Origin of the sequence: Streptomyces sp. NPDC048521 (assembly GCF_043199855.1) — a bacterium.
In the GTDB taxonomy this organism is placed as follows: Bacteria; Actinomycetota; Actinomycetes; order Streptomycetales; family Streptomycetaceae; genus Streptomyces.
Genome location: NZ_JBICWR010000011.1, coordinates 241,953 through 267,604, shown reverse-complemented (window position 1 = coordinate 267,604; position 25,652 = coordinate 241,953). Strand labels below are relative to the sequence as shown.

The window sequence follows — 25,652 nt, the reverse complement described above, 5'->3', positions numbered from 1 at the left end:
GGACGAGCCCGCGAGCCGCCCTGCAGCTTGGACCAACACACATCCTATGTTGCAACATATCTACGTCAAGTGGACCTACTGGCATACGTGCTTCCCAACCGGCCGCTCGGGACGGTGTTCGCCGTGCCGGCGGCCCGTCGACCGCCGTCGCGCACCAGGGCCGTGCGGCGACCGCTCACAGACAGTTCAGCAGGAGCAGCGGATCCTCCGTGTGGTCCGCGACGAACCGCAGGAAGGCCGCGGCGGTGCCGCCGTCGCAGACCCGGTGATCGAAGGTGAGGGAGAGCTGCGTCGTCATGCGCACCGTCACCTGTCCGTCCACCACGTGCGGTCGGTCCGCGCAGCGGCCGATGCCCAGCATGGCTGCTTCCGGATGGTTGATCACGGGAGTCGCCCCGTCGACGCCGAACACCCCGTAGTTGTTGAGGGTGAAGGTGCCGCCGGTGGCGTCTGCCGGTGTCAGGCGGCCGGTCCGGGCGGCGTCGGTCAGCCGCCTCATGGTGGCGGCCAGCTGAGGCAGCGGGGCGCGGTCGGCGTGGTGGACGACGGGAACGAGGAGACCGTGTTCGGTGTGTGCCGCGAAACCGAGGTTCACATGGGCGGGTCGCAGCACTTCGTTCCGCGCCGCGTCGAACCGGGAATTGAGGGCGGGGAAGCGGAGCAGCCCGGCCGTGCAGATGCGTGCGAAGAGGGCGAGGACGCTCACGTCGGCGCCGCCCGGCGCCGTGCGCAGCCGGTCACGTGCCGCGAAGAGGGCGGTGGCGTCGGCCTCGACCCAGACCGTGACGTCGGGTATCTCCCGTCGGCTGCGCGCGACGGCGTCCGCCATCGACCTGTGTATGCCGCGCAGCGCAATACGCGTGACCTGCGGCGCCGTGGCGGCCCGCGTGACCTGCGGTGAGGCGGCCCGCCGGATCGCCGCCTCGACGTCCCGGCGCAGTACGACACCACCGGCGCCGCTCGGCACCAGGGCGGCGACGTCCACGTCGTGCCGGGCCGCCAGGTGCCGCACCACCGGTGAGATGACCAGGGGCTGCCGATCCGGTGCCGTGCCGGGCCGGGCGGGGCTCACCGCCGACCGGGTCCGTGGGCCGTGGTCGGTGCCGTAACCGACCAGGACGCTGCCCGATCCCGATCCCGCGGTGCCGCGTTCCTCCGGGCCGTCGCCGGCGGAAGGACCCGGGTGAACGCTGATCAGCGGGGCCCCGACGGTGACGGAGTCACCCGGCGCACCGTGCAGCCGGTGCACGACCCCGGCGAAGGGGACGGGGACGTCGACCACCGCTTTGGCGGTCTCCACTTCCACGACGCTCTGGTCGACGCAGACGCTGTCACCGACGGCGACCTTCCACTCGACCACTTCCGCCGTGGTGAGCCCCTCGCCGAGGTCCGGCAGGCAGAAGGTCATGACGTCGGACGCGAGAGCTTCGGTCATCGGGACACCCCTGCCTCGGCCCCGTACGCGGGGTCAGGACGATCGTCGAACTGGAGGCGGCTCATCGTGCGCAGGATGCGTTCCGCGTCCGGCAGGTAGAAGCTCTCCAGGAGCGGTGGAGGATAGGGGACGTCGAACCCGGTGACCCTGAGCACGGGGGCGTGCAGGGCGTGGAAGCAGCGCTCCTGGATCCGCGCGGCGATCTCCGCCCCGACTCCGCAGAAGCCCTGGGCCTCGTGGACCACGACGCAACGGCCCGTGCGGCGGACCGAGGCCACGACAGTGGCGTCGTCGAGGGGGGCGATGCTCCGGAGGTCGATGACCTCCACGTCGAGCCCCTGGGCCGACGCCTCCTCGGCCGCCCGCAGGGCCGCCGGCACGGTGGCGCCGTAGGACACCAGGGTGACGTCCCGGCCGGGGCGGAGGACCGCGGCGCGGCCGAGGGGCGTGACGGCGGCAGGTGATCCGATGTCGGCCTGGTCCCAGTAGAGCCGCTTCGGTTCGAGGAAGACGACCGGGTCGGGGTCCTCGATGGCCGCTCGGAGCAGACCGTAGGCGTCGGCGGCGGTGGACGGGGTGACCACCTTCAGGCCGGCGGTGTGCGCGTAGTACGCCTCGCTGGAATCGCTGTGGTGTTCCACCCCGCCGATGCCGCCGGCGTAGGGAACGCGCAGGACCAGGGGCATGGGCACCCGACCCTGGGTGCGGTAGCACATCTTGGCGACGTGGGAGACGACCTGCTCGAACGCCGGGTAGGCGAAGGCGTCGAACTGGATCTCCGCGATCGGGCGCATCCCGGCCATCGCCAGTCCCACGGCCAGCCCCACGATGCCGGCCTCGGCCGGCGGGGTGTCGAAGCAGCGTGAGTCGCCGAAGTCACGGGCGAGGCCGTCGGTCACGCGGAACACGCCGCCCAGTCGCCCCACGTCCTCTCCGAAGACGACGGTACGGCGGTCCTGCCGCAGGGCGTCGCGCAGGGCGCTGTTCAGCGCCTGCGCCATGGTGGTGCTCGTCATGTGCGGGGCTCTCCCTCGTCCAGTTCGGCCCGCAGGGCCGCGCGTTGCTCCTGTAGTGGCGCTGGAGGGTGCCGGTAGACGTGGTCGAACACGGACATCGGGTCCACGGGGAGTTCCGCGGCGATCCGGGACCGCAGGTCCGCGGCCCGCTCGTCGGCCCGGTCCCGGTGCTCCCGCGCGAGGTCGTCGGTGAGCACGGCGCGGGAGCGCAGGAAGCGGTCGAGGCGTGCGATCGGGTCCTGTTCCCGCCACTGTTCCTCCTCGGCGCTGTCCCGGTAACGGCTCGGGTCATCGGCGTTGGTGTGCGGCGCCATTCGGTAGGTGTGTGCCTCCACCAGGCACGGCCCGTGGCCCGCCCGGGCCGCGCCGACCGCGCGGTCGAGGACGGAGAGCACGGCTGCGACATCGTTGCCGTCGACCTCCACGGAGGGGACCCCGTGGGCGACGCCCTTGCCGGAGAGGCTGCTCGTGGCGCTCAGCCGGTCGGCGCCGGTCGAGATGGCGTACCGGTTGTTCTGGATGAGGAACACCACCGGGGCGGACAGGACCGCTGCGAGGTTCAGCGCCTCGTGGAAGTCCCCCTCGCAGGTCGCGCCGTCGCCCAGGAGCACCAGGGCGACGACGTCCGCACGTCCCTGGAGGCGCATGCCGTGGGCCAGTCCCACGGCGTGCGGGGCGTGTGTCGCCAACGGGGTGCACTGGGGGGCCGTCCGATGGCGGACCGGGTCGTAGCCGCAGTGACGGCTGCCGCGCATCAGGGTGAGGGCCTCCACCGGATCGACGCCGCGTGAGATGACGGCGACCGTGTCGCGGTAGGTGGGGAAGAGCCAGTCGGATTCCCGCAGGACGAGCGCGGCGCCGACCTGGCACGCTTCCTGTCCGAGACTGGAGGGGTACACGCCCAGACGTCCCTGTTTGGCCAGGGCGGTCGCCTGCGCGTCGAGGCGCCGTCCGGCGACCATGTGCGCGTAGGCCGACAGCAGACGTTCGTGAGTGGGCTCGGGGTAGTCGTCGGGGGCGGCCACCGGTCTGCCCGCCGCGTCGATGAGACGGACCGGCGCCGCCTGGGAGGTGACGACGGGGCCGGTGCGGGGCTCTGTCAGGGTCTTCGGCGTCATGCTTGTTCCGACCTCCGCTCGGTCCGTCCGTTCATGACGTGTGTCCGGGCTGGGTGAAGGCGAGGACGGCGTTGTGGCCGCCGAAGGCGAAGGAGTTGCTCAGCGCGGCGCGCACCTTGCTCTCCCGGGGCTCGCCCGTGACCACGTCCACGTCGATTCCGGGATCGATCGGGGCGGTGCCGACGGTGGGCGGGATCACGTGGTGGACCACGGACTGGACGGCAGCGACGGCCTCCAGTGCGCCGGCGGCGCCGAGGGCGTGGCCGGTCAGGGACTTGGTGCCGACGACGGCGGGCCGGGTCCCACGGTCCTGGAAGACCTTGCTGAGGGCGAGGGCCTCGTGCTGATCGTTGCCGGGGGTCCCGGTGGCGTGGGCGTTGACGTAGTCGACGTCGTCGGGGCGCAGCCCCGCGGAGCGCAGCGCCCGGACGAGGGCCCGTTCCGCACCCGCGGCCCGCGGGTGCAGACGGAGCATGTGGTGAGCGTCGCTGGACCGTCCGAACCCGGCGAAGACCGCCAGGGCCCGCGCGCCTCGTGCGGTGGCGTGCGGTGCCGATTCCAGGACGAGGAAGGCGGCGCCCTCGCTCAGGACGGTGCCGGTGCGTTCGGCGCTGAACGGCCGGCACGCCTGCTGGGGGGTGTCGTTGGCGCGGGAGAGGATGCCGAGCCGGTCGAACCCGGCCAGCAGATGGGGGGTCACTGGTGCTTCGGCGCCCCCGGCGACGACCAGGTCGGCCTCGCCCGAGGTGATCATCTGGTGTGCGGTGATCAGCGCGTCCGCGCCGGAACAGCACGCGCTGGTCGCCACCGTGCAGGGTCCGCCGAACCCGTGGCGGATGGCGATGAAGGCGGGCGTGTTGTTGTTCATCGCCATCGGTGTGAACCGTGCCTGAACGGCCTCGGGGCCGCCCTCCAGCAGATTGCGGTGGCTGGCCTCCAGGGACTGCACGCATCCCCAACCCGTGCCCGAGACGATGCCGGCTGCCGACAGGTCCGCGCCTTCCAGGCCGGCGTCGCGCAGGGCGAGCAGCGCGGCGGCCGAGGCCAGTTGGGTGCAGCGGTCGGTCCGTTCCCCCTCCGCTCGGCCGAGGGCCAGGTCGTCGGGCAGGTCCACCTCTCCTGCGATACGCACCCGCTGGCCGACCGGGTCGAAACGGGTCACCTCCCGTATGCCGCTGCGGGAGGTGATCTGGGACTCCCAGAACTCCCGCTGACCGATGCCGTTGGGGGCGACCACGCCCATGCCCGTGACCAGTACGCGAACGCGTCCGTCCGGTGCGGCGGAGGTGGTGTTCACAGCGGGTTCACCCGGCCTTTCAGTGGCGATGCGGGAGGCGGTGCGGCGGTGTCGGCCGCCGTCCCGTCAGGGAGGGGGCGGCGTGTGCTGAGGGCCATCAGACCGTCCGTTCGCCCGGGGAGGCGGGGAGTGGCGGCATGATCATCGCCTCGCGGAACAGGTCTTCCACCCGGCGGTTCGACCCGAATCTGAGCATCAGGGAGCGCAGCATCACCTGGAACCCGTTGTCCATCTGCTCGAAGGTGCGCATCCGGTAGGAGACGTCGACCATCATCCGGGTCCGCTCCCTGCGCATGACCTCCCACGCGCGCAGGCCGCGCACGGGGTCGGTGGCGTGCTCCAGGACCCTGGCGAGCACCACGGCCTCCTCGATGGCGGTGCTGCCGCCCTGGCTGAGGCTGGTGAGCATGGGGTGCGCGGCGTCGCCGATCAGGGTGACCGGGCCCTCGCCCCAGCGTTCGTCGAACGGCCGGTCCCGCGCGGGAACCGAGATGATCCGCTCGAACGGTGTGATGTCGATCAGTTCGGGGATCACCGGTGCCCATCCCCGGAACGCCCGGGCGATCTCGTCCTTGTCACCGTCCCAGGCGTTGGCGCGGGCCTCGTCCATGGTCATCGTGCCCCACCAGTAGACCCGCCCCTGACCGATGTCGTGCAGACCGAAACGGCGGCCACGCCCCCAGAACTGGGCGTTCCACCCGGGGGTGATCAGCGGGTCGCGGTAGTCGACGGTGGCCAGCCACGCGACGAAGCCCCCGTACCGGATGCGGCCCGCACCACCGTGCAGGCGGCTGCGGACCACGGAGTTGATGCCGTCCGCCGCGATCAGCAGATCGCCCGTGGCGACGCGGCCGTCGGCGAAGTCGACCTGCACCCCGGTGCCGTCACCCGCGGCCCGGTAGCCGGTCGCCCGGGCGCCCAGGCGGATCGGTGTGTCCCCGACCGCTTCGAGCAGACCCTCCTGGAGGTCAGCCCGGTGCACGGTGACCGCCGGGGTGCCGACCTCCCGCTGGATCGCGGCGACGGGCGTCTCCAGCAGCGTCCGGCCGCGGGGGCTCAGGATCCGCATCTGCCGCACCTGGGCGCCGCGGGTGCTGCCGAGGCCGAAGTCGATGTCGAGGTGTCTCAGTGCCGTGGTGGCGTTGTTCGCGATCCCGATGCCCGTTCCGGCCGGCCGCAGTTCGCTCGCCCGTTCCCAGATCTCCGACTCGATGCCGACCCGGCGCAGTGCGGCGGCGGTGGACAGGCCGGCGATGCCGGCTCCGAGGATGACCACGCGCATGGTTGCTGTCCCATCTGCTCGTTGGTGCGCCGTGCCCCGCGGCGATCGCGCGGGGCACGGCAGGGGTGGGCCGTTCAGGTCCACCAGAGGAAGTCACCGCTGTCACCGAGTCCGGTGAAGCAGGTCAGCAGCAGTCGGCGTCGGTCATGCCCGGCCGGGTGCGCGCCGCCGAGCACGGCGTGCACCAGGTTGCCGTCGAGGAGGACGAGGTCGCCGTCGGTGACGTCGACGGTCAGGCTCTCGTGACCCTCCAGCGCGGAAAGCGGGTAGGGGTAGCCGCTGTGCGAGAGGCCCAGCCGGTCGCGGCTGGCCTCGTCGGGTTCCACGTTCCACACCCGGAGCTGGCCGGTTCCGGCGGGAACCGCGGGGTAGACGTTGACGGCCATGACCCGTCGGACACCCTGGATCTCGAAGCCGTGCTGGAGCGGGTCGCCGAGTTGGGCGAGGTCCTCGTGCGGCAGCAGCAGGTACTCACCCGTGTTGTTCCACCGCACGGCCTTCGAGTCGCCGGCCGGCCGTCCTGCGTGGGCGGCGGCCCGTACGGTGCCGATGCCCGCGAGGCCGGTGAGCTGCGCCCGGAACCGGGCGAAGGGGTCGACGGTACCCGCGTACAGGCCGGCGACGGCGCCGGCGGAACGCGCGGCGTCGGCCAGATAGGTGTCGGTGGTCTTGTCGATGTGCGACGCGCCGACGATGTACGCCTCGACACCGTCCTCGCCCTCACCGTGGCGCGGGCGGACCTGCTGCGAGGCGGCGAAGTTCTCCCGGATGCTCCGGCACTCCTGCGCCGACAGGTAGTCACGCACGCGATGCACGGCCAGCTCACCGCGGAGCACGCCCAGGACGGCTTCCCGGTCCACCAGGCGAGAGGTCTCGTGCACGCGGAACCGGTCGGCGGGCAGTCGGCGGCCCTCCACCACGGGGGTCAGGTCAGGCAGCACGGCTCCCGCCCTTCCGCTCACCGGCCTGCGCCCCTTGGTGCAGCAGCGGCCTGCCTCGGTGCAGGAAGCCGAGCATGGCCGGGACCGGGCTGACGATCCGCGGCTGTGCGCTGAGCCGTGACATGTTGCGCTCCTTGACCCTGGGCAGTTTCGACCAGTGGGTGGCGGGGCTGAGAGGTGCTCCTGGTGGAACCCGTCGTTGAAGGTCAGCAGGTTGTACAGCCGGCCGTAGTGGCTGACCGAATCCGCCGCGCGGACGTAGGGGTTGGCACCGTAGTGGCGGTAGTAGTTCTGCGTGTTCACCATGGCGAGCGCGCAGAAGAACGCCGGCACGTAGCACATGAGGGTCCACTGCCATGACAGGGCGGCGAACAGCACGAGGGAGAGCACGTGTGCCGCGCGGTCGGCCTGTACCTGCCGCAGTTCGCGGACGGCGCGCAGCGGCCGACGGGAGACCAGGGACCGCAGCGCCGTCTCGGTGGGCCCGACCTTCCACAGCCGCCGTACCGCGAGTGCTTCCCGGCCGCGGCTGCCCAGCGACTGCAGGGCCCCGCCGAGCGCGTAGGGGATCAGGGCCTGGTGCTCTCCGTCCTTGCCGTCGCGGTAGGTCGACGAGGTGTCCCGGGTCGTGCCGGTCCCGTCCGGGGCGTCGTTGTTGAACCGGTGGTGGTTGCGCACATGGGTCAGGTGGTACGCCTGCACCGACTGCCCGATGTTGACCGAGTTCAGCACCGAAACGGCCGCGTTGAGCCTGGCGGAGGTGAACCACGGCACATGGGTGAACAGGTGCGAGACGACGATGATGTTGTAGCTGATCATGACGGCGACGGCCGCGCCGCCGGCGACCCGCCACGGTAACGGCGTGGTGTCCCACGAGATCGCCAGCCACACCGTGAGGGCCGATTGCAGCAGGCTGTACAGGAGAAGCAGCGCGTCCCACGGGGACTTCGCCCATATCTTGTCGCGCATCACAGGTAGGACTCCAGACTTCCCTGACGGCGGACATCGAGCGTGGCGCAGTGGAAGGAGCCACCGAAGCTGTTGAAGTTGCGGAAGTCGCACGGGATCGGTGTGAGTCCGAATCGCTTCATCGCGTCGATCATCGGTTCGTCCTGCCGCTCCACGACGACGCGCTGCTCGTCGAGCATGAGGATGTTCATGTTGAGCCACTTGCTGGTCATGTACAGGGGGTGGTTGTCCGGGATCACCGGGCGCGGTGCCCGCATCACGTCCCAGCCCTTGAACAGCCGCGGCACCTCGGGAACCCGGTCGGGGTGGATGAGCAGTTTGCCCGGTGCCAGCGGGACGAGCGTCGCGTCGATGTGCATCGGATGGGTGTCGGCGAACTCCAGCACGTGGATGCGGTATTCGTCGCCCAGGTGCCTGCGCAGCCACTCGATGCCGAACTCGTTGGTGACGTGACTCTTCTGCGCGATGATGTCCCGGCCCAGCCGGGTGAAGTCGGCGGCGTCGAAGGTCGGCTCGAACTCCGTGACGACGAGCCGGGGCGGGAGCTGCTCACCGGAGTCCTCCCAGCACAGGTCGAACTGATCGTCGCTCAGTTCCGGCTTCGGGCCCGCGGCCCAGCGCGCGCCGCCGCGGAAGTACTCCTTGAGCAGCGGCCGGTAGGCCAGCGACTCGTAGTAGCGCGACCGCCAGGCCATCGGGCATTCGATGATCTGGTCCCCGACCACCAACAGGGCGTCGCGGGGCATCGCCGCGTACATTCCGGTGCTCGTCCAGTGCAGCGTCCGATAGGGCTGTCGCTGGGGTATCGGCTCGGGCCGTCGCACGGTGACGCCCTCGGCCTCCAGGATGTGCGCGAACTGCTCCAGTTCGGCGCGGGCCGCGGCGACCCGTTCCGGGGGGAAGGGCTTGCCCGCCATACGGCGGAAGGTCTCGTGCTGGTTCTCGGGCAGTACGGGCGGGAGGGCCGCGTGCCAGGTGGGGAAGGCGGCTCCGTCGACGATGCCGACGATCACCTCTTCCAGTGGATCCCATTCCGTGAAGGAGTTGACGACAGGGCGGGTGACGTCCGGCGCGGGCGGCATCGTCGTACTGGTGAACACGGAGCACTCACTCTCTGGCGGTCACGCCGATCTACGGTGCGGGGGGGAAGGGAGAGGGTCAGGCCTGCTGCGGAGGCCGCGTCGCGGATCCGGGGGTGCCGGGGGCGGCCAGCAGGTCGGCGACCGTGGCGGCGAGGGGGGCGACATGCGGTTCTTCCATCATCGAGAGGTGGTCACCGGCCACTGGGACCACCTCCACGTGGCCGCCGGTCATCCGGTGCCAGCCGTTGGTGGGCTCGTAGTGCAGGCTGCCGGCGGGCCCGTGCATGGACTCCAGGAAGGCCGGCAGCGGTTCCGCGGAACGCAGCAGGGTGAGGTCGAGCGTCACGTCGCCGGGCCGGTAGGCGCCCGCCGCGTACCAGTTGGCGCGGTAGACGCGGAAGAGGCGCCGGATCAGCGATCCCGAACTGTCGGAGGGCAGCACTCCTAGCCGTACCGCCTGGTCCGCGATGTGGTCGAACTTCTCGTCCGTGGTGGTGGCACCCGGCGGCAGGTCCATCAGCGGCGAGGTTCCGCCCCGCACCGGCCACAGGAGTTCCCAGAAGAACCAGCCCAGCAGGACGTCGTCGTCGTGTCGTCCGCTGGTGGCAGGGTTCAGAGCGACGGAGTCGAACAGGAGGGTCCGGCTGACCTCCGCCCCCGCCGCGCGCAACTGCCGGGACATCTCGAAGGCGACGAAGCCGCCGAAGGAGTAGCCGGCGATGGCGTACGGCCCCGTGGGCTGGACGCGCCTGATGGCTTCCACGTAGCTGCGGGCCATCTCCTCGACGCTGCCCAGCGGCACCGTGCCCGGGTCGGCGCCCGCGGACTGGAGTCCGTAGAGCGGCTGTTCGGCGGGCAGATGCCGGGCGAAGGGCAGGAAGCACAGGACGTTCCCGCCCATGGGATGGACGAGGAAGAGGGGGGCGCGGCTGCCCGACGGCTTGATGGGCACGACGGCGTCGAACGGTGCGGGCGCCGCGGAGGAGTGGGTGAGACGGTCCGCCAGCGCCGCCACGGTGGGCGCCGCGATCAGGTCGGACAGGGGCACGTTGACCCGGAACCGTTCCTCGACCGTCACCATCAGCCGCATGGCGGTGAGCGATGTGCCGCCCAGGTCGAAGAAGTTGTCGTGCACGCCGATCTCCGGCACCCGCAGCAGATCGGCGAGGATCTCCGCCAGGACCCGCTCGTGCTCCGTTCGGGGCGGCGTGGCGTCCTGGGCGGCGGGGGCCTGGAGCGGCAGGGCGCGCAGCGCGGCGTCGTCCCGCTTGCCGCTCGGCGTCGACGGCAGGGCGTCGAGCCACTGGACATGGCTCGGGATCATGTAGTCGGGGAGGGTACGGCGCAGTGCGCTCCTGAGGGCACCGCTCGCCACGGAGTCGGGGTCGCCCACCAGGTACGCCACGAGGACGGTCTCGGCCCCCGGGCCCTTGCGGGCCACCACCGCGACGTCGCGGATGCCCGGGTGGCGGTCCGCGGCCAGTTCGCGCACCGCCAGCTCGACCTCGGCGGTCTCCACCCGGTAGCCGCGCACCTTCACCTGCGTGTCGGCCCGTCCCACGCACACGATCTCACCGCCGGGCAGACAGAAGGCGAGGTCGCCCGTGCGGTAGTAGCGCCCGGCACGTCCCGGGATCCGGACGAACCGCTCGCCGGTGAGGTCCTCGCGTCCGAGGTAGCCCAGTGCGACGCTGGGGCCGCCGATGTACACCTCGCCCGTCACGCCCAAGGGCAGCGGACGCAGGGCTGGGTCGAGGACGAGGACGTCGGCGTCCTCGACGGGAGTGCCCACCGGCGGCAGGTCGGGGTAGGTCTCCGCAGGCCCGGTCAGGGTGTGCCGGGTCACCACGTGGGTCTCCGTGGGGCCGTAGTGGTTCTCCAGTACGGCGCCGGGCAGCCGCCGGCACAGCTGCCTGATCTCGTCGGTCACGCGCAGTTGCTCGCCGCCACAGACGATCACTCGCAGCCGGCTGGGTGTGATGTCCAGCGCGACCGCCGCGGCGGCGAGTTGCTGGAGGGCGACGTACGGCATGAAGACCCGTTCGACGCCCTCCCGGTCGATCAGGCGCAGCAGCGCGGGGATGTCCCGGCGTACCTCCTCCGGCACCAGGCACAGGGTGCCGCCGCCGCAGAGCGTCGAGAAGATCTCCTGCAGCGAGACGTCGAAACTGAGCGCCGCGTACTGGAGGGTGACTCCCGTGCAGGCGCTGGGTGCCCGGTTCTGCCAGGACACGACGGTACCGAGGGTCCGGTGGGGCACGGCCACGGCTTTGGGGCGCCCCGTGGAGCCGGACGTGTACAGGACGACGGCCAGGTCGTCGGGGTCCGCGCACGGGAGGGGCTCATCGGTGTCCTCCCGGCGGGCGGTCCCCGGGCCGCCTGCGGTCAGCTCGTCGGGCCGCACGAGCGGCCATCGGCCGTCGAAGAGGCTGTCGTACCGCTCGGCGGCGATGATCAGCGCCGGTTCGGCGTGCTCCACCATGTGGTCCAGGCGCCGGCGCGGGTAGCCGGTGTCGAGGGGCATGACCGCGGCTCCGGCCCGCAGGACTCCGATCATGATCGCGACGGTCCGCGGGGTACGGTCCGCGGCGACCCCGACGACCGATCCGGGGCGTACGCCCCTCGCCCGCACGTTCCTCGCGACGGTCGCGGCGCCCGCGGCGAGGTCCGCGTAGGTCCAGTGCTCCTCGCCGATCGTGACCGCGACGGCCCCGGGCGTGCGCTCGGCTTGCGCCTCGAAGAGTTCGACGACGGTCGCCGGCGGCGCCCCGGGCGTGACGGGACGGGCCCGGCCCGTGAGGAAGGACAGGTCCGGGGCTTCGTCGGGGCGGTGCACCAGCCGGTCGAGGATGCGCGTCCAGTACGCGCCGTAGACCCGCACCTGATCATCGGTGACGTTCTGGCCGTCGTTGTCGACCCGCAGCCAGAGCGATCCGTCGACCGGGTCGGTGACGGCGTTGACCAGGAGGGTGAAGTTGGTCTGCTCGAAGGTCCGCACGTCGGTCATCTCGATGCCGGGCAGTTCGAGCGTCTTCGACAGCTGCTCGAAACGGACGTAGTTGAAGGCGGTGTCGAACAGATCGTCGCCCAGGTCCTCCTGGATCAGGCTCAGGGGGTAGTGGCGGTGGGGATGGATCCGCTGTTCCCGGCGGAACGCCTCCTGGACCAGGCCGAACCAGGACGTGGCCGCGGTCTGCATCCGCAAGGGCAGCGTGTTGAGGAACAGGCCGACCATACGCTCGGCCCCGGTCTCCTCAGGACGGCTGTGCGTGATCAGTCCGGTCGTGACGTCGGTGCTGCCGCCCAGCAACGAGAGCGTCAGGCAGTGCGCGGTGAGGAGCAGGGACTTCACGGGCATGGACCGCTCACGGGCCAGTCGCCGCAGGTCCTCGACGAGCGCGCGGGACAGTGTCAGCCGGTGCGAGGCCGGCTGCCGCCCGCCGTCCCGCCGCGGCTCGTGCGGTCCGAAGACATTGAGGGACGGTGCCGTACGGCCTTTCAGCTCGGTCTGCCAGAACGCCTTCGACTCCTCGCTGCGCACGGCGCGGCGCTCCTCGTACGCGTGGCGGGCCGGCGACGGCGGGGCCTGACCCGGCAGGGGTACGGAGTGCAGGCCGAGCGAGCGGCCGTATTCGTGGAGCAGTTCGCTGACCAGGTTGGCGACGCTCGAGCCGTCCAGGAGGGCGTGGTGGAAGCTGAGCACCAGCACCACGCCCCCGGGCCGTACGTGGGCCCGCAGCAGATGGCAGGGGGCGTCCCCCTCGAAGGAGTACTCGTGGTGGCGCCGGTCCTCGACGTGCCGGCTCACGGCGGCCTCGGCGGCTTCTTCCGACAGGCCCCGCAGGTCCACGACGTCCAGTGCGTCGGCCGTCGCGCGCACCACCTGGAGCGGCTCGGTGTATCCGGTGAGCCGGAAGCCGGAACGCAGCACGGGATGCCGCTCGACCAGCCTCGCGTACGCCGCGCGGAACACCTCCTCCCGCCACGGCATACGCAGCGTGTAGCGGAAGACGTCCTTGTAGACGGCGGATCGTTCGGTGCGCCGGCTGTGGTAGATCAGCCCGAGCTGGAGCCGGCTGACCGGGAAGGCGTCGACCGCGTCGCTGAGTCGTGCCCGGTCCACGCCCGCCACCAGGGCGAAGGGAGACCGCACCGGCTCGTCCCCGACCGTGGTGCCGGAGGGGACCGGCCGGCTCCCGGCGTGGGCGGCCAGGGCGCCCACCGTGCGGTGCTTCATCAGGTCGTCCAGGGAGAAGTGGAGGCCGCGACGGCCTGCGAGCGCGCGGATGCGGAGCATCAGCAACGAGTCGCCGCCCAGGGCGTAGTAGTCGTCGTCGGGGCCCACGGCTTCGACGCCCAGCACCTCGGCCCACACCTGCGAGAGCGTCCGTTCGGCCGGGGTCATCGGGCGTGCCGCCGACGCCGTCGGGCGGCCGGGGGCGGGCAACGCGCGGCGGTCCGCCTTGCCGTTGGGGGTGAGCGGAATGACGTCCACCCGTTCGAAGAAGGCGGGGATCATGAACTCGGGCAGGACGTCGCCCAGCGCGGCACGCAGCGTTGCGGTGGGGATCGGCGCGGCCGCCACGTAGTAGCCGACCAGCACTTTGCCCCGCCCCGGTGGCTCCTGATCGATCACGGCGGCGGCGCGCACGCCCGGCACCCTCCTCAGGGCGTCCTCCACCTCTCCGGGTTCGACACGGTTGCCGCGCACCTTCACCTGGCCGTCCAGCCGGCCGAGGTACTCGAGAGTTCCGTCCGCGAGCACCCGGGCCAGGTCGCCGGTGCGGTACAGCCGCTCGCCCGGGTGCTCGGGGTCGGGCAGGAACTTCTCGGCCGTGAGCCGCGGGCGGTCCAGGTAGCCCCGGGCGACGCCGGCGCCGCCGATGAGGAGTTCGCCGGGGAAGCCCGGGGGGACAGGGCGCAGCCGCTCGTCCACGACGGCGAGCCTGGTGTTGTGGATCGGCCGGCCGATCGGCACCCGGCGGACGGGACCGTCCGGGCAGTCGTACGCGCAGACGTCGACCGTCGCCTCGGTGGGCCCGTAGAGGTTGGTGAGCAGCGGCGGGCGGTCGGCGGCGGCGAAGTGACGGTTGAAACGCTCCACCTGAGCCGGCGGGAGGGCTTCGCCGCTGCAGAACACGTGCCGGACGCGGCCCATGAGTCCGGGCGACCGGAAGTCCGACTCCAGCAGGTCGAGGAAGGAGCCGAACATCGACGGGACGAAGTGCACGGCGGTGACCGCGTTCTCCGAGACCGCGGTCAGGACCTGCTGCGGATCCTTCTCGGCGCCGGGCGCGAGCAGGGCGAGCGTGGCACCCTCGATGGACCACCAGAACAGTTCCCAGACCGAGACGTCGAAGGAGACCGGGGTCTTCTGGAGCAGTACGTCCCCGGGGCCGATCGGGTAGCGGGTCTGCATCCAGGCCAGGCGGTTGATCACCGAGTGGTGTTCGACCATGACGCCCTTGGGAGTGCCGGTGGAGCCGGATGTGTAGATGACGTAGGCCAGGTCGCGCGGCCCTGCCCCGTCCCGAGGGGAGGCGGGGCCCGTCGGCCGTTCCGGCAGGGGCGCGCCGCTGTGCCCCGCCGGGTGTTCCCGGGCGGTGAGGAGTTCCGCCACCGGCACGGCCCGCGGCAGGCCGGCCGTGGCCTCCGGGAGTCGGGCACCGGTGATCACGGCCGCCGCCGCGCTGTCCCGCACCATGAACTCGATCCGCTCGGCCGGATAGCCGGGATCGACCGGCACATAGGCCGCGCCTGCCTTGAGCACCCCGAACAGGGCGGCCATCAGGTCGCGTCCGCGCTCCATCACGACCGCCACCCGGTCGCCGCACCGCACTCCGCGCTCCCGGAGACCGGCGGCGATCCGATCGGCTGCCCGGGCGAGCTGTTCGTAACTGGTGCGCGTGCCGTCCGCGTCGATCAGCGCCGTGCGGTGCGGGTGCAGCGCGACCTGGCGTTCGAACAGCTCGGGCAGCGTGGCGTCCCGGGCGTAGGGGCGGTCCTCGCCCAGGAGCACGGAGTCGGCCGGGCAGTCGGTGAGCGCGAGGTCGCCGACCGGACGGTCGAAGGCGGCGAGGCCGGCCCGCAGGGCGTGTTCGTAGGCCGCCGCGAACGTCCGTATCGGCAGGTCCTCGTCGAACACGTCGAGCGCATGGTGGAGGTGGACGTTCAGGCCCTCGCGTCCGACGACGGAGTAGGCCAGCACGGACAGGGCGTCCTGGTCGTGCACGGGTGTCTCGGGCAGCATCTCGTAGGCCAGTTCCGCCACGGGTACCTGTGCGGGCAGCCGCAGCGACGAGAACGTGACGTCGAAGAGCTGCCGGGACCGCTGCTCCGGGGGGAGGGACCGAACGACGTCGCCCAGGCCCACTCGGGCCGCGTCACGCAGGGCACCGATCCGCGCGGTGACCTCGGTGACCAGATCCCGCACGGTCAGATCGGCGGTGGGCCGGGTGCGCAGGGGCAGAACGCTGGAGAACAGCCCGTGGGTGCGCAGCTCGGTGGTGTCCGCGCGGTTGAGCAGCGGGAGCCCCAGGACGATGTCGTCCGACCTGTGGGTCCGTGAAAGCAGGACGCCGAGCACGGCCGCGAGGTACGCGGTGGGTGTGACGCCCTTCGCCCGCACGGCGTCCACGAAGTCCTGTCCGAGCTGGAACGTGTGCACGGCGGTACGCGTGTCGTGCGGCTGCCGGGAGGGCCGCCGCGGGAAGAGCGCGGGTGCGGCGCCCTCGACCGTCGCGGCCACCGCCGCGACGGTGTGCCGGAACTGCGGGGAGGCGCGGAACTCCGCCTCGACCGGCAGGAAGTCGGTGTAGGCGGTCCCCGGCGGTTCGGTATGCCGTCCACTCCGCACCACCGAGTCGTAGTCGGCGAGTATTTCCTGGTAGAGGAGGGTTTCGCTCCAGGCGTCCGTGCAGATGTGATGGATGGCGATGTGCAGGTGCAGGAGCCTGTCGCTCTCCCGCACGAGGGCGAGCCGACGGGGTGGCAGACCACTGGTCAGGTCGAACGGCACCCGGGCGGCGTGCGCCTTCCACGCCGCCACCTCGCCGGCCGGGTCCCGCGCGGCGCGCAGGTCGACCACCTCGACCCCGCCGGCATGCGGCGGCCCCGGCTCCACCCACTGGTGCGGTACGCCACCGTCGTCACCGAACCTCAGGTTCAGGGCCTCGTGCCGCGCTACCGAGCGGGCCACGCAGTCACGCAGCAACGGCACGTCGACGGGGCCGGTGATGGTGACGTCGACGAGAGCGTTGAACTGTGCGCTCTCAGGGTTGCGCAGGGCGCTCACCCACACGTCTCGCTGATACGTGGTCAGTGGCAGCCGCGGCGAAAGAGCCATGTTCTCCCCATTACCGAGTTCGACGACGGCGTCCGGCGACGCCGGGGCGCGGAGTTCCTACGTCAGGACGTGGCGGCCACGGCCTGGTTGACGGTGATCGCCCGCTCCAGGAGGCGGGGTTCGGCCAGCGTGAGCGGGTGGGCGAGAACCGCGGAGACAGCACCGACCGCCTCGGCGACGGTCGCGTCCGTGCGGGAGGCCTGCATCAGCTGCGCCATGGCCCACCGTTGCCGCTGGGCCTCCGGTTCCGCCTCGGCGTCCTCGGCGGCGGTGTCGGCGCGCGCCGCGTCTCCGCCTGCGGACACGCTCCACAGGGCGTCGACCGCCACCTCCTGGAGGTCGAAGAAGCGGGCGGCGGACCGGCTCAGGTCGGGGTCGCCGGTCAGGTACTCGGACAGGCACGAGGCGTGCAGTGCCGCGGACGACATGCCCTGCGAGTAGATCGCGTTGAAGGACGCCACCGCGTCGCCCACGCCGACCAGGCGGGCCGGGAAGCGTCCGAGCCCGGTGAAGGAGCGTCGCCTGCTGTCCGCTTGGTGGAACGTCACCACGTCACGGCTGACGGCAGCGCCGGCGGCTGCCTGGAAGTGCGCGGGCAGGTGGGCGCAGACGGACCGCAGTTCCTCGACCGAGGTGATCGGTGGCCGGTCTCCCATGGTGGCCACCCCCACCATCGACTGCCCCTCCTCGATGGGGAGCACCAGTCCTGCCGCCACGCCGGCCGGTCCCGGCCGCAGCGGGTACTGGGCGACCGTGATGGCCGGGTCCGGGAACGCGGGGGTGGGGACGCGCTCGAAGACGGCGGTCGCGTAGCGGACGCCGATCGGCATGCGCTCAAGTCCCGGCCGGTCGAAGCCGGCGGCCGCCACCCAGTCGGACAACTTGCTGGCACGCCCCATGGCGTCCACCACGAAGTCGGTGTCGACCGTGTACTCGCCGCCGTCCGCCGCGCAGCGCACGGCACACACCTCCTCGCCGCGGTATTCCAGGCCCGTGGCGCGGGCGGGGACCCACTCGACCTGGGGCAGGGCGAGGACCCGTCTGCGCACGCCTGCTTCGAGGAGGGGGCGGCTGCACTGGAGGATGGGGGCGCCGCCGGCGGGCCGCTGCGGCGCACCATCGACATGTACATGGAAACGTGCCGGATCGACACAGAGGCCGCCGTGTTCCACGACCTCCTGGGCGAGTCCCGGCAGCCACCGCTCCGCGAGAGCCTGGCCACCCGGGAGGAAACCGTGCAGCTGACGGTCGTGCGGCACCCCGTTGCGCGGCCTTCCCGTCACGCCGGCCTCGTCCGGTTCGACGATCAGGACCCTGCGGGCGTGACCGGCCAGCACCCGAGCGGCCAGCAGACCGGCGATGCTGCCGCCCAACACACATGCCGTGTCAAGTCGTTGGAATACATGTTTCGGAGGTGTGAGCCCTACGAGCCGGTCGAACGTCTGGATGCGTAAATCGATCACAGGAATCCCCACGTCTGCCTTAGTGAAGTAAGTGGCCGCATGAGTGAGCCAGGTGCGGATGCGCACGAGGGCTTTGCAGCGGGGACCGTCCGGAATCGATGTCGATCACCGGCTGGACCGGTTCAACAAAGTAGGTCGAAGGACTTCGGTGAGCAATGACATCATGTGTGACCCAGTTCACGTTTTCGGGGCTTGCTTCATCTACCGAGAAAAGCTCCTGGTCGGGTTTATGTGCGGCGCTCCAATGGTGACCTTTGCCGATCACCTCCCGCGGCCGCACCGAAAGGCCGGTGTACGAAGAAGCGCTTGGAAAAGTTCGTGTGACGTAGTTCACATGTGCGTGCTGGGAGTCTGTGGAGAAACTTGCGTTGCGCAAACCGGATGCCGCCGGATGTGGCCGAATCAGCTCTCTTGACGCGCGGGCCCGTCGTCGGAGGAAACTCTTCCCAGCGCTTTCCGCCGCACCTCCGGCACCGCACATGGCGGGCTTTTCCGCTCTTGCCATGGAGCGGTGACGAAACGGCTGACAGATACCTACCGCCAGCCGGACAACTCCCACTTATCTGCTGCCTGCTCACATACGTCCGTCGGCGGGGCGGTCCCTCGTCGGTCACTTTCAGGACAGGGGTACGAAGCATGCCCGGAACCGGGACAGCGACAGACACACATGTTTTACTCGGACGGGACCCGGCGACGACGGACGTCGTGGTAGTGCACACCTTGGGCCCGAGCGGCACCAACTGCGAGGCCGCGGCGCGACACTGGCTCGATTCGCATCACCCGGGACGGGGAGAGGTCGTCCTGCACGCCACGTTCGAGGACGCGGCCGCGGCAGTGCTCGACCGGCCGGCGCACAGTGTGCTGCTGGGATGCGTCGCCTATCCGGAGCTGCACGTGATCGTTTACCAGAACCTGCGTCAGCTGACCATGCGTGAGTGCTTCATGCTGCCGACGCATGCCCTGGTTCTGGGCGCGCCAGCGCGGGGACGCATCAGGACCGTTCTCACCCACGCGGCACCGGCCAGGCTGCTGGACGGCCTGGATGTCCGCGTGGAGATGGCGAGCAGCACCGCGGCCGCGGCCGAGGCCTGCGCCCGGGGAGAGAGCGACGCGTGCATCACCACTCGGCCCTCCGCGGAGGCCCACGGGCTCGTGATCCTGGAGGACTTCGGCCCGGTCGACATGGGTTACTCCATTCATGTCCCCCGCGCGAGCGAGGTGCCGGAGCGCAGGGGAGCCCGCCGGTAGCGAGGCCCGCACCCTTACCGCCGGTCGGCAGTTGCACGACAGGTGAGGTCACCGCTCGACAGGCACGGCGGTCTCGCGCCCTCGGTGGCTCACCGTGTCCGGTTCGGCCGTCGGGGGTGACGTCCCTTTTTCTGGACTTGCGGGTCCAAACATTCCGGCCTAGGCTCGCCGTCATCACGCACAGTTCGCCGGAATCGGCGGATCCCAGCGGCTTCTTCCACCCACCCTCGACCCTGGAGGTCATGTCATGGCTGCCACCGACAACGACTCACTCGTCCGCGACTTCGTGAACACCTTCAACAGCAAGGACGCCGCCGCCCTCGGCCCGTACCTGGCCGATGACGTGGTCTTCCACAACTACGGCGACAGTCCGGTCGAGGGACGCGACGCGGTGGTCGCTCTGTGGAGGGGCGTGTTCGCCAACTTCGAGCGGGTCGAGTTCGAGACCGTGCACCAGGCGGTCAACGGCGACGTCGTCATCGCCGAGCAGATCCACGGGCTCTCGCTGCCCGGCGGAAAGCTCGCCCCGGTGATGAACATGGCCGTCTACGAACTCCGCGACGGCAGGATCGCGGCCTGGCGCGACTACACCAACCCCGGCTACGCGGCCTCCCTTCTGCAGGCCTGACCAAGCGGCCCGGCTCGCGGACGGCTTCGCACACCCGAACCCCGGGTGTGAGGGTGCCGCCGGAACACACCTTCCTCGCCGCTGACAAACTTCTGCTTATGATCGGCGCATGTTGGACTCCCGCCGCCTCCGCACCTTCCACGAGGTGGTCACCACCGGTTCGTTCACCGCCGCCGCACGGTCCCTCGGCTACACCCAGCCCGCCGTCACACAGCAGATCCGGGCGCTCGAGCGGGAGGCGGGCGTGCCCCTCTTCACCCGCAAGGGCCGGCGGATGTGCGTCACCGAGGCCGGACGGACGCTGGCCCGTCACGCGGAGGAGATCCTGGGGAAACTGAGTGACGCGCAGCAGCAGTTGCAGGCAATGGCGCGACTGCGTGCCGGCCGGGTCCGCGTGTGCGCCTTCCCCAGCGCCAACGCGACGCTGATCCCGGAAGCGGTGGCCGCGCTGCTGGCGGACCACCCTGCCGTACGGGTGGAACTGCAGGAGGCCGAGCCACCCGAGTCCCTGCACCGGGTGCTGTCCGGGGCGTGCGACATCGCACTGTCCTTCAGCTATCCGGGGCTGCGCGCGCAAGTCCCGCCGGAACTGGCGGAGATCGACCTCCTGGAGGACCGGCTGACGGTCCTGCTGCCGGCCGGTCACCCGCTGGTCCGCCGACGTGCCGTGCGCCTCGCCGAGCTGGCCCAGGCGCGCTGGGTGGCGGGCTGCTCCCGGTGCCGGGCGAACTTACTGCAGATCTGCGCCGAGGAAGGGTTCGAACCGGACGTCGTCTTCACGACCGACGACAATCTCGCGCTGCAGAGCCTGGTGGCTGCCGGAGTGGGCATCGCGGTGGCCCCCTCGTTGGTGCTCTCCTTCCTCAACCACCGTCAGGTGACCGGCCGGTTGATCGAGCCGAACGTCGTCCGCCGGGTCAGCGCCTACGCGCTGCGTGAGCATGTGCGACTGCCGGCCACCGAGTTGGTGCTGGAGCACCTGCGCTCGGCGGCCGCCGCCCGGACCGGCTGCTGACCGCACCGCGACACCCGCCGCCCGGAACGGCACGTGACCGACTCGACACCCGCCGCCCCCTCCCGGCTCGTATAAGCAGCGGTTGGGACGAGCGAAGAAACACTGCTTGGACGCCGGCGTGCGACGGCCCTGAAGCTGCTGTGCATGACAGCAACCACCGCTCATGCGTCCGGCAGTGCGCGCATCACGGAGACGGCGGCAGCCCTGACAGCGGACGTCCGGGCCGTGGTGGCGCGTGGCCTGAATCCCGCACGGTCCGCCGACCTGGCCGCGCAGGCGCTGCGTGGCTACCTCGCGGATCCCGGCCTGCTCACCGCCGAACAGTGCGTCGGCTCGCCCGAGCGCTACACGCAACACGTGCTGCACGCCGAACCGGACGGCAGCTTCTCCGTGGTGGCGCTCGTCTGGCTGCCCGGTCAGCGCACGCCGGTCCACGACCACGTCTCCTGGTGCGTGACGGGTGTCCACCAGGGGACGGAGACCGAGCACCGCTACCGCCTCGTGTCCGACGGCGCGGCCTCCCGCCTGGTCGACACGGAGGTGGTGACCAACCCGGTGGGGTCCGTGTGCGGCTTCGCCCCGCCCGGTGACATTCACGAGGTGCGCAACTCCGGAACCGGCACGGCGATCTCCATCCACATCTACGGCGCCGACGTGGTGCGTCTGGGCAGCAGTGTGCGGCGCGTGTACGAGCGCCCCGACGGCGAAAGCGACTGACGCCGTGAGCGGAGTCCACGACAGATCGTTCATCCCGCTCGTGTTCAGGGAGTGGTCCCGGCATCGCGCCGTGCCCGGTCTGGCGCTGGCGACGGCCGGGGTGCTGCTGGCGACGGCGCTGCACGGGGCGCTGCCCGCCGTACCGACGCTCACCTTCGCGGTCGTGCTCGGTGTCGCGGCCGCCCAGCTGCCCGGGACCCGGGTGTTCGTCCGGACGTCGGCCAGGGCCGGACTGGCCGTGGCGGCGAAGCGGCTGATGCGGGTCGGCGTGGTCCTGCTCGGGCTCCAGCTCTCTCTCGCCGACGTGGCGGGGCTCGGGCTGCCCACGGTGGCGATGGTGGTGTGCGTCGTCCTCGCCACCTTCTTCGGTACCTCCTGGCTGGGCCGGCGACTGGGCCTGCCCGGCGATGTCCCGCTGCTGGTGGCCGCCGGTTACGCGATCTGCGGTGCCTCGGCCATCGGCGCGGTGGGCCAGGTGGCCAGGAGCGAGGAGGACGACGTCGCCGGCGCGGTCGCGCTGGTCACGCTGTGCGGCACGCTCGCGATCGCGGTACTGCCCGTGCTGCACACCGCCCTCGGCATGGACACCGTGCGGTTCGGCCGGTGGGCGGGGGCCAGTGTCCACGATGTCGGACAGGTGGTCGCCACCGCGCAGACCGCCGGTCCGCTCGCCCTGCGCGAGGCCGTCCTGGTCAAGCTGATGCGGGTGGTCCTGCTCGCCCCGCTGACCGCGGGTACGGCCGTCGCCCTGCGCCGGTCCCGGGGCGCGCAGGCGGACGCGGGCGGCGAGCGGCCTCCGGCACTCCCCCTTTTCGTGGTCGGATTCCTGGCGATGATCGTGCTGCGCAGTACCGGACTGCTCGGCGCCGCGGTGCTCGACGGCGCCGCCGCGGTGCAGCACTTCGTGCTGGCCTCGGCTCTCTTCGGCCTCGGCGCGGTGGTGAACCTGAGCACACTCGCGGGCACGTCCGGCCGGCGCATGCTGGTGCTCGGGGCGGCGTCCTGGGTCGTGGTGGCCGGGTTGTCGTACGCCGGCGTCCTGCTGACCACCGGCTGAGTCCGGTACGTCCGCCGCGTCCGCCGCGTGTGCCGCCTCCGCCGTGTCCGCCGGGCCACGCCGGTGAGCGCCTCGAGGTCCGCTCCGGCGGCCGGTCCACGACGGCTCGCGCCCGGTCCCGTCACCGTACGGTCGCCGGGACCGCCCCTCAGCCGATGTCCTCCAGGTCGAGGGCGGCCAGGGCGTCACGCAGTGAGGCGCGGGAGTTGATGCCGAGTTTGGGGTAGATCTGGTACAGGTGCGTGCCGATGGTCCGGTGCGACAGGAACAGTCGCTCGGCGATCTGCTTGTTGGTCAGACCGGTGGCCGCCAGGGTGGCGATCTCCCGCTCCTGGGCGGTCAGGGCCCCCTTCCCCGGCTGCGCGGCGGCCGATGCGCCGTGGCCGCTCGCACGGAGTTCGGCCGTGGCACGGGTCACCCACGGGGCTGCTCCCAGCTCCTTGAACGCCTTCGACGCCTGGGCCAGCTGCTCGCGGGCATCCTTCGTGACACGCCTGCGTCGGAGACGTTCGCCGTAGAAGAGGCGTATCCGTGCGACGTCGAACGGCCAGTCGCCGGGCTCGGCCTGGCGGAGCGCCTTCTCGAACAGGGCGAAGGCGTCGTCGCCGGGCGTGGTCAGCGCCTCGCAGGCGAGCACGAGCATCGCGAGACGGGGTGCGAGCCGGGGCATCGCGGACTCCCGCATGGCTGCCGCGTGGGCGGCGGCTTCGGCGGGGCGCCCTGTTCTGATGGCCGCCTCCACCAGGTCCATGGTGACGGCCATGGCCTGCGGGAGGTAAGGAGCGAGGGTTCCGGCCGGGCTGAGCGCGGTGGCATGCCGGTAGGCGGCCTCGAAGTCGCCTGCGCCGAGGGCGGCCAGGGCTCTGGTGTGGAAGGCGAGGACCTGCGCACCGTGGGCGCCGCGGGGGGCGGCCCAGCCGACGATCTCCTGGGACAGGGCCGTGCTCGTCGCCGTGTCGCCCCGTGCCGCGGCCACGAGCGCGAGCATGTACTGGAATTTGCAGGCGAAGAAGCGGTACCCGTGCTCCTCGCACAGCACCAGCCCCTCACCGGCCAGGCGTACGACCTCCTCCCAGCGGCCCGCGGGGTAGTGGACCAGGCACAGGTGCATCAGTGCGGCGAGGTGCCGGCGGGCGGGTGCGGTGCCGGCACGGCCCTCTTCGACCAGGCGCACGGACCCCTCCCGCACGTCCGCCAGCCGCTCCGGGTAGACCGCGCAGTTGCTGACGCGAATGACGCGGGTCGGGTCCTGGCCGACATCCGTCAGCAGTGCGTCGAGCGTGTCCAGTGCCCGGTGCCCGGTGCGAGCCGGGTCCGCGATGATCTGGGCGCACGCCCGCAAGAGGTCGGGCGGTCCAGGGGTGAGCCGGTCGAGCGCCCGGAACAGCGGTGGCCACTTCTGCGGGTCGCCGCTGTACCAGCACAGCGTGATCAGGGTGAACAAGGCTTCGATCAGGGCGCCGTCGGATGCGTCCCAGCGGTGTCCGCCTGTCTCGATCGCGCCGACCAGCAGCCGGTGCGCGGTGTTGATGTCGCCTTCCTTGTTGATCAGGAGGAGGGCGGATGCCGCTGCAGCGTGGAGCGATGTGCAGGCGGCGGGGTCGGCCTGCCGGGCTCCGGCCAGCAGGCGAGAGGCGTCTGCCAGTTCACCGCCGGCGTCGGCGCCGATGTAGGCGGCCTCCGCCAGCCGGCGGCTCTCGTCGGCGGACGCCGGGCTGAGGCCCGCCGCACGGGTGAGCGCGGCCACCGCGCCCAGTGCGTCGCCGCGCGCCAGGCGCAGACGGGCGGCCTGTTCCAGGAGGTCGGCCACCGTCTCGTCCGGGCCTGTCGCCGCTTCCCCGAGGTGACAGGCGCGGCGCTCCGGCTGGTCGGTGAGTACGGCGGCGAGTGCCTGGTGCGCCCGGCGGCGGTCCGCGGCCGTCGCCTGCGCCACCACCGCCGAACCGATCAGTGGATGCCGGAAGGACAGCCGCCGGGAGGAGGGCGAGATCGAGATCAGCCAGTCGCGTTCGGCGGGTTCGAGGTCGTCGATCACGGCACGGCCGGCACCGGCGGCCTCGATCACGGCCAGATCGCCCGTGCCCTCGAGCGCCGCGATCAGCAGCAGCTCCCGGCTCGGCTCCGGCAGGTCGGCCACACGTGCGGCGAAGAGTGTCTGCAGGCGCTCGCTGAGGGGCAGGACGGAGGGCACCGCCGTCGGTGTCGTGCGTTGTTCGGCTTCCAGTGCACCGGACAGCTCCACCAGCGCGAGCGGGTTGCCGTATGCCGCCGCGATGACCCGGCGCCGGACCGCGAGGGACATCTCAGGGTGTGTGTGGGCGAGCAGTTCGGCCGACGACACCTCGTCCAGCGGCTGGAGCCGGTGTTCGGTCAGACCGCTCGACTCGAAGAAGCCGTCGGAGGTGACGCGGGAGGCCGCCAGGAAGCTGATGCGGCTGCCGATGAGCCGCCGGGCCACGAAGCCCAGTACCGAGGTGGTGGCCCGGTCCAGCCACGGCAGGTCGTCGACGACGACCAGCAAGGGCGTGTCGTCGGCGATCAGGCGCAGCAGCATCAGGGCCGCGGTGGAGGTCAGGAGACGGTTGGGTGGCGGGCCGCCGCCGATGCCCACTGCGACGCGCAGGGCGTCGCGGTGGCCGCGGTCCAGCCGGTCGAAGGAGTCGAAGAGCGGCACGAGCAGTTGGTTGAGGCCGGCGTAGCTGATGTCCGCCTCGAACTGCACTCCGCTCGCCCGCAGCACACGGACTCCCCGCTGCGTGGCTTGCGCCGCCACCGTGTCGAGGAGCGCGGTCTTGCCTATGCCCGCCTCGCCCGACAGCAGCAGAGCCGCCCCGTGCACCGCGGAGCCGTCGAGGTGGGACCGTATGAACTCCAGGTCCCGGTCCCGCCCGATCAGCCGCCGCCCTGCGGCGGGACGGGCCGGGTGGTCCTGGTCGCTCATCGGGCTGTTGTCTCCAAGGGCTGCGATGAAAGGGAACCCCGCGCTGTCCATCGATGCGCACATGTCGACACGCGGCCCGACAGCGTATCGGATCACCC

15 protein-coding genes are annotated in these 25,652 nt (G+C 71.5%); 5 read left to right on the top strand and 10 right to left on the bottom strand.

Features of this window, described 5'->3' with window-relative positions; translation table 11 throughout:
* Positions 1–175 precede the first annotated feature (175 nt).
* From ACGFRF_RS25535 to ACGFRF_RS25495, 9 genes are all read right to left on the bottom strand, one after another.
* Positions 176–1,435 (bottom strand): dihydrolipoamide acetyltransferase family protein, encoded by a 1,260-nt coding sequence (locus ACGFRF_RS25535; RefSeq protein ID WP_393743615.1) that lies wholly within the window; start codon positions 1,433–1,435, stop codon positions 176–178.
* Positions 1,432–2,451: an alpha-ketoacid dehydrogenase subunit beta gene (locus ACGFRF_RS25530; RefSeq protein ID WP_393743613.1), complete on the bottom strand. Its 1,020-nt coding sequence runs from the start codon at positions 2,449–2,451 to the stop codon at positions 1,432–1,434. The genes ACGFRF_RS25535 and ACGFRF_RS25530 overlap by 4 nt, the downstream gene beginning before the upstream one ends.
* Positions 2,448–3,569, bottom strand: coding sequence for a thiamine pyrophosphate-dependent enzyme (locus ACGFRF_RS25525; RefSeq protein ID WP_393743611.1), 1,122 nt, complete (start codon positions 3,567–3,569; stop codon positions 2,448–2,450). The genes ACGFRF_RS25530 and ACGFRF_RS25525 overlap by 4 nt, the downstream gene beginning before the upstream one ends.
* A gap of 31 nt (positions 3,570–3,600) precedes the next feature.
* Positions 3,601–4,866, bottom strand: coding sequence for a beta-ketoacyl-[acyl-carrier-protein] synthase family protein (locus ACGFRF_RS25520; RefSeq protein WP_393743609.1), 1,266 nt, complete (start codon positions 4,864–4,866; stop codon positions 3,601–3,603).
* Positions 4,867–4,963: 97 nt separating this feature from the next.
* A complete protein-coding gene (locus tag ACGFRF_RS25515; RefSeq protein WP_393743607.1) occupies positions 4,964–6,148 on the bottom strand; it encodes an FAD-dependent monooxygenase in 1,185 nt (394 codons plus the stop codon).
* 74 nt (positions 6,149–6,222) lie between these two features.
* Complete coding sequence (locus tag ACGFRF_RS25510; RefSeq protein WP_393743605.1) at positions 6,223–8,058, bottom strand: fatty acid desaturase family protein; 1,836 nt, start codon at positions 8,056–8,058, stop codon at positions 6,223–6,225.
* Positions 8,058–9,158: an amidinotransferase gene (locus ACGFRF_RS25505; protein WP_393743603.1), complete on the bottom strand. Its 1,101-nt coding sequence runs from the start codon at positions 9,156–9,158 to the stop codon at positions 8,058–8,060. The genes ACGFRF_RS25510 and ACGFRF_RS25505 overlap by 1 nt, the downstream gene beginning before the upstream one ends.
* Positions 9,159–9,216: 58 nt before the next feature.
* Entirely contained in the window at positions 9,217–16,485 is a 7,269-nt protein-coding gene (locus tag ACGFRF_RS25500; RefSeq protein WP_393743601.1) for an amino acid adenylation domain-containing protein, read from the bottom strand.
* Positions 16,486–16,547: 62 nt separating this feature from the next.
* Positions 16,548–17,861: an NAD(P)/FAD-dependent oxidoreductase gene (locus ACGFRF_RS25495; protein WP_393743599.1), complete on the bottom strand. Its 1,314-nt coding sequence runs from the start codon at positions 17,859–17,861 to the stop codon at positions 16,548–16,550.
* A 798-nt stretch (positions 17,862–18,659) separates the two neighbouring features.
* Between ACGFRF_RS25495 and ACGFRF_RS25490 the strand changes: the two genes are divergently transcribed.
* The 5 genes from ACGFRF_RS25490 to ACGFRF_RS25470 all read left to right on the top strand — a co-directional run bounded on the left by ACGFRF_RS25490 (position 18,660) and on the right by ACGFRF_RS25470 (position 22,613).
* Positions 18,660–19,196 carry a prephenate dehydratase domain-containing protein gene (locus tag ACGFRF_RS25490; protein WP_393743597.1) on the top strand — a complete coding sequence of 179 codons (537 nt, stop codon included), beginning with the start codon at positions 18,660–18,662 and terminating at the stop codon, positions 19,194–19,196.
* A 247-nt stretch (positions 19,197–19,443) separates the two neighbouring features.
* A complete protein-coding gene (locus tag ACGFRF_RS25485; RefSeq protein ID WP_393743595.1) occupies positions 19,444–19,824 on the top strand; it encodes a nuclear transport factor 2 family protein in 381 nt (126 codons plus the stop codon).
* Positions 19,825–19,933: 109 nt separating this feature from the next.
* Positions 19,934–20,839: a LysR family transcriptional regulator gene (locus ACGFRF_RS25480; protein ID WP_393743593.1), complete on the top strand. Its 906-nt coding sequence runs from the start codon at positions 19,934–19,936 to the stop codon at positions 20,837–20,839.
* A 144-nt stretch (positions 20,840–20,983) separates the two neighbouring features.
* A complete protein-coding gene (locus ACGFRF_RS25475; protein WP_393743591.1) occupies positions 20,984–21,556 on the top strand; it encodes a cysteine dioxygenase in 573 nt (190 codons plus the stop codon).
* A gap of 4 nt (positions 21,557–21,560) precedes the next feature.
* Positions 21,561–22,613: a YeiH family protein gene (locus ACGFRF_RS25470; protein WP_393743589.1), complete on the top strand. Its 1,053-nt coding sequence runs from the start codon at positions 21,561–21,563 to the stop codon at positions 22,611–22,613.
* A gap of 148 nt (positions 22,614–22,761) precedes the next feature.
* On the opposite strand, the gene ACGFRF_RS25465 is transcribed toward ACGFRF_RS25470, so the two are convergent.
* The gene (locus tag ACGFRF_RS25465; RefSeq protein WP_393743587.1) at positions 22,762–25,554 is read right to left on the bottom strand and encodes a helix-turn-helix transcriptional regulator; all 2,793 of its coding nucleotides are present in this window, start codon (positions 25,552–25,554) and stop codon (positions 22,762–22,764) included.
* Between the last annotated feature and the right edge of the window lie 98 nt (positions 25,555–25,652).

Excerpts from the sequence above, each read along its gene's own strand:
- ACGFRF_RS25535 (WP_393743615.1), bottom strand. The coding sequence starts at position 1,435 with ATGACCGAAGCTCTCGCGTCCGACGTCATGACCTTCTGCCTGCCGGAC.
- ACGFRF_RS25530 (WP_393743613.1), bottom strand. The coding sequence starts at position 2,451 with ATGACGAGCACCACCATGGCGCAGGCGCTGAACAGCGCCCTGCGCGAC.
- ACGFRF_RS25525 (WP_393743611.1), bottom strand. The coding sequence starts at position 3,569 with ATGACGCCGAAGACCCTGACAGAGCCCCGCACCGGCCCCGTCGTCACC.
- ACGFRF_RS25515 (WP_393743607.1), bottom strand. The coding sequence starts at position 6,148 with ATGCGCGTGGTCATCCTCGGAGCCGGCATCGCCGGCCTGTCCACCGCC.
- ACGFRF_RS25510 (WP_393743605.1), bottom strand. The coding sequence starts at position 8,058 with ATGCGCGACAAGATATGGGCGAAGTCCCCGTGGGACGCGCTGCTTCTC.
- ACGFRF_RS25500 (WP_393743601.1), bottom strand. The coding sequence starts at position 16,485 with ATGGCTCTTTCGCCGCGGCTGCCACTGACCACGTATCAGCGAGACGTG.
- ACGFRF_RS25485 (WP_393743595.1), top strand. The coding sequence starts at position 19,444 with ATGGCTGCCACCGACAACGACTCACTCGTCCGCGACTTCGTGAACACC.
- ACGFRF_RS25480 (WP_393743593.1), top strand. The coding sequence starts at position 19,934 with ATGTTGGACTCCCGCCGCCTCCGCACCTTCCACGAGGTGGTCACCACC.
- ACGFRF_RS25475 (WP_393743591.1), top strand. The coding sequence starts at position 20,984 with ATGACAGCAACCACCGCTCATGCGTCCGGCAGTGCGCGCATCACGGAG.
- ACGFRF_RS25465 (WP_393743587.1), bottom strand. The coding sequence starts at position 25,554 with ATGAGCGACCAGGACCACCCGGCCCGTCCCGCCGCAGGGCGGCGGCTG.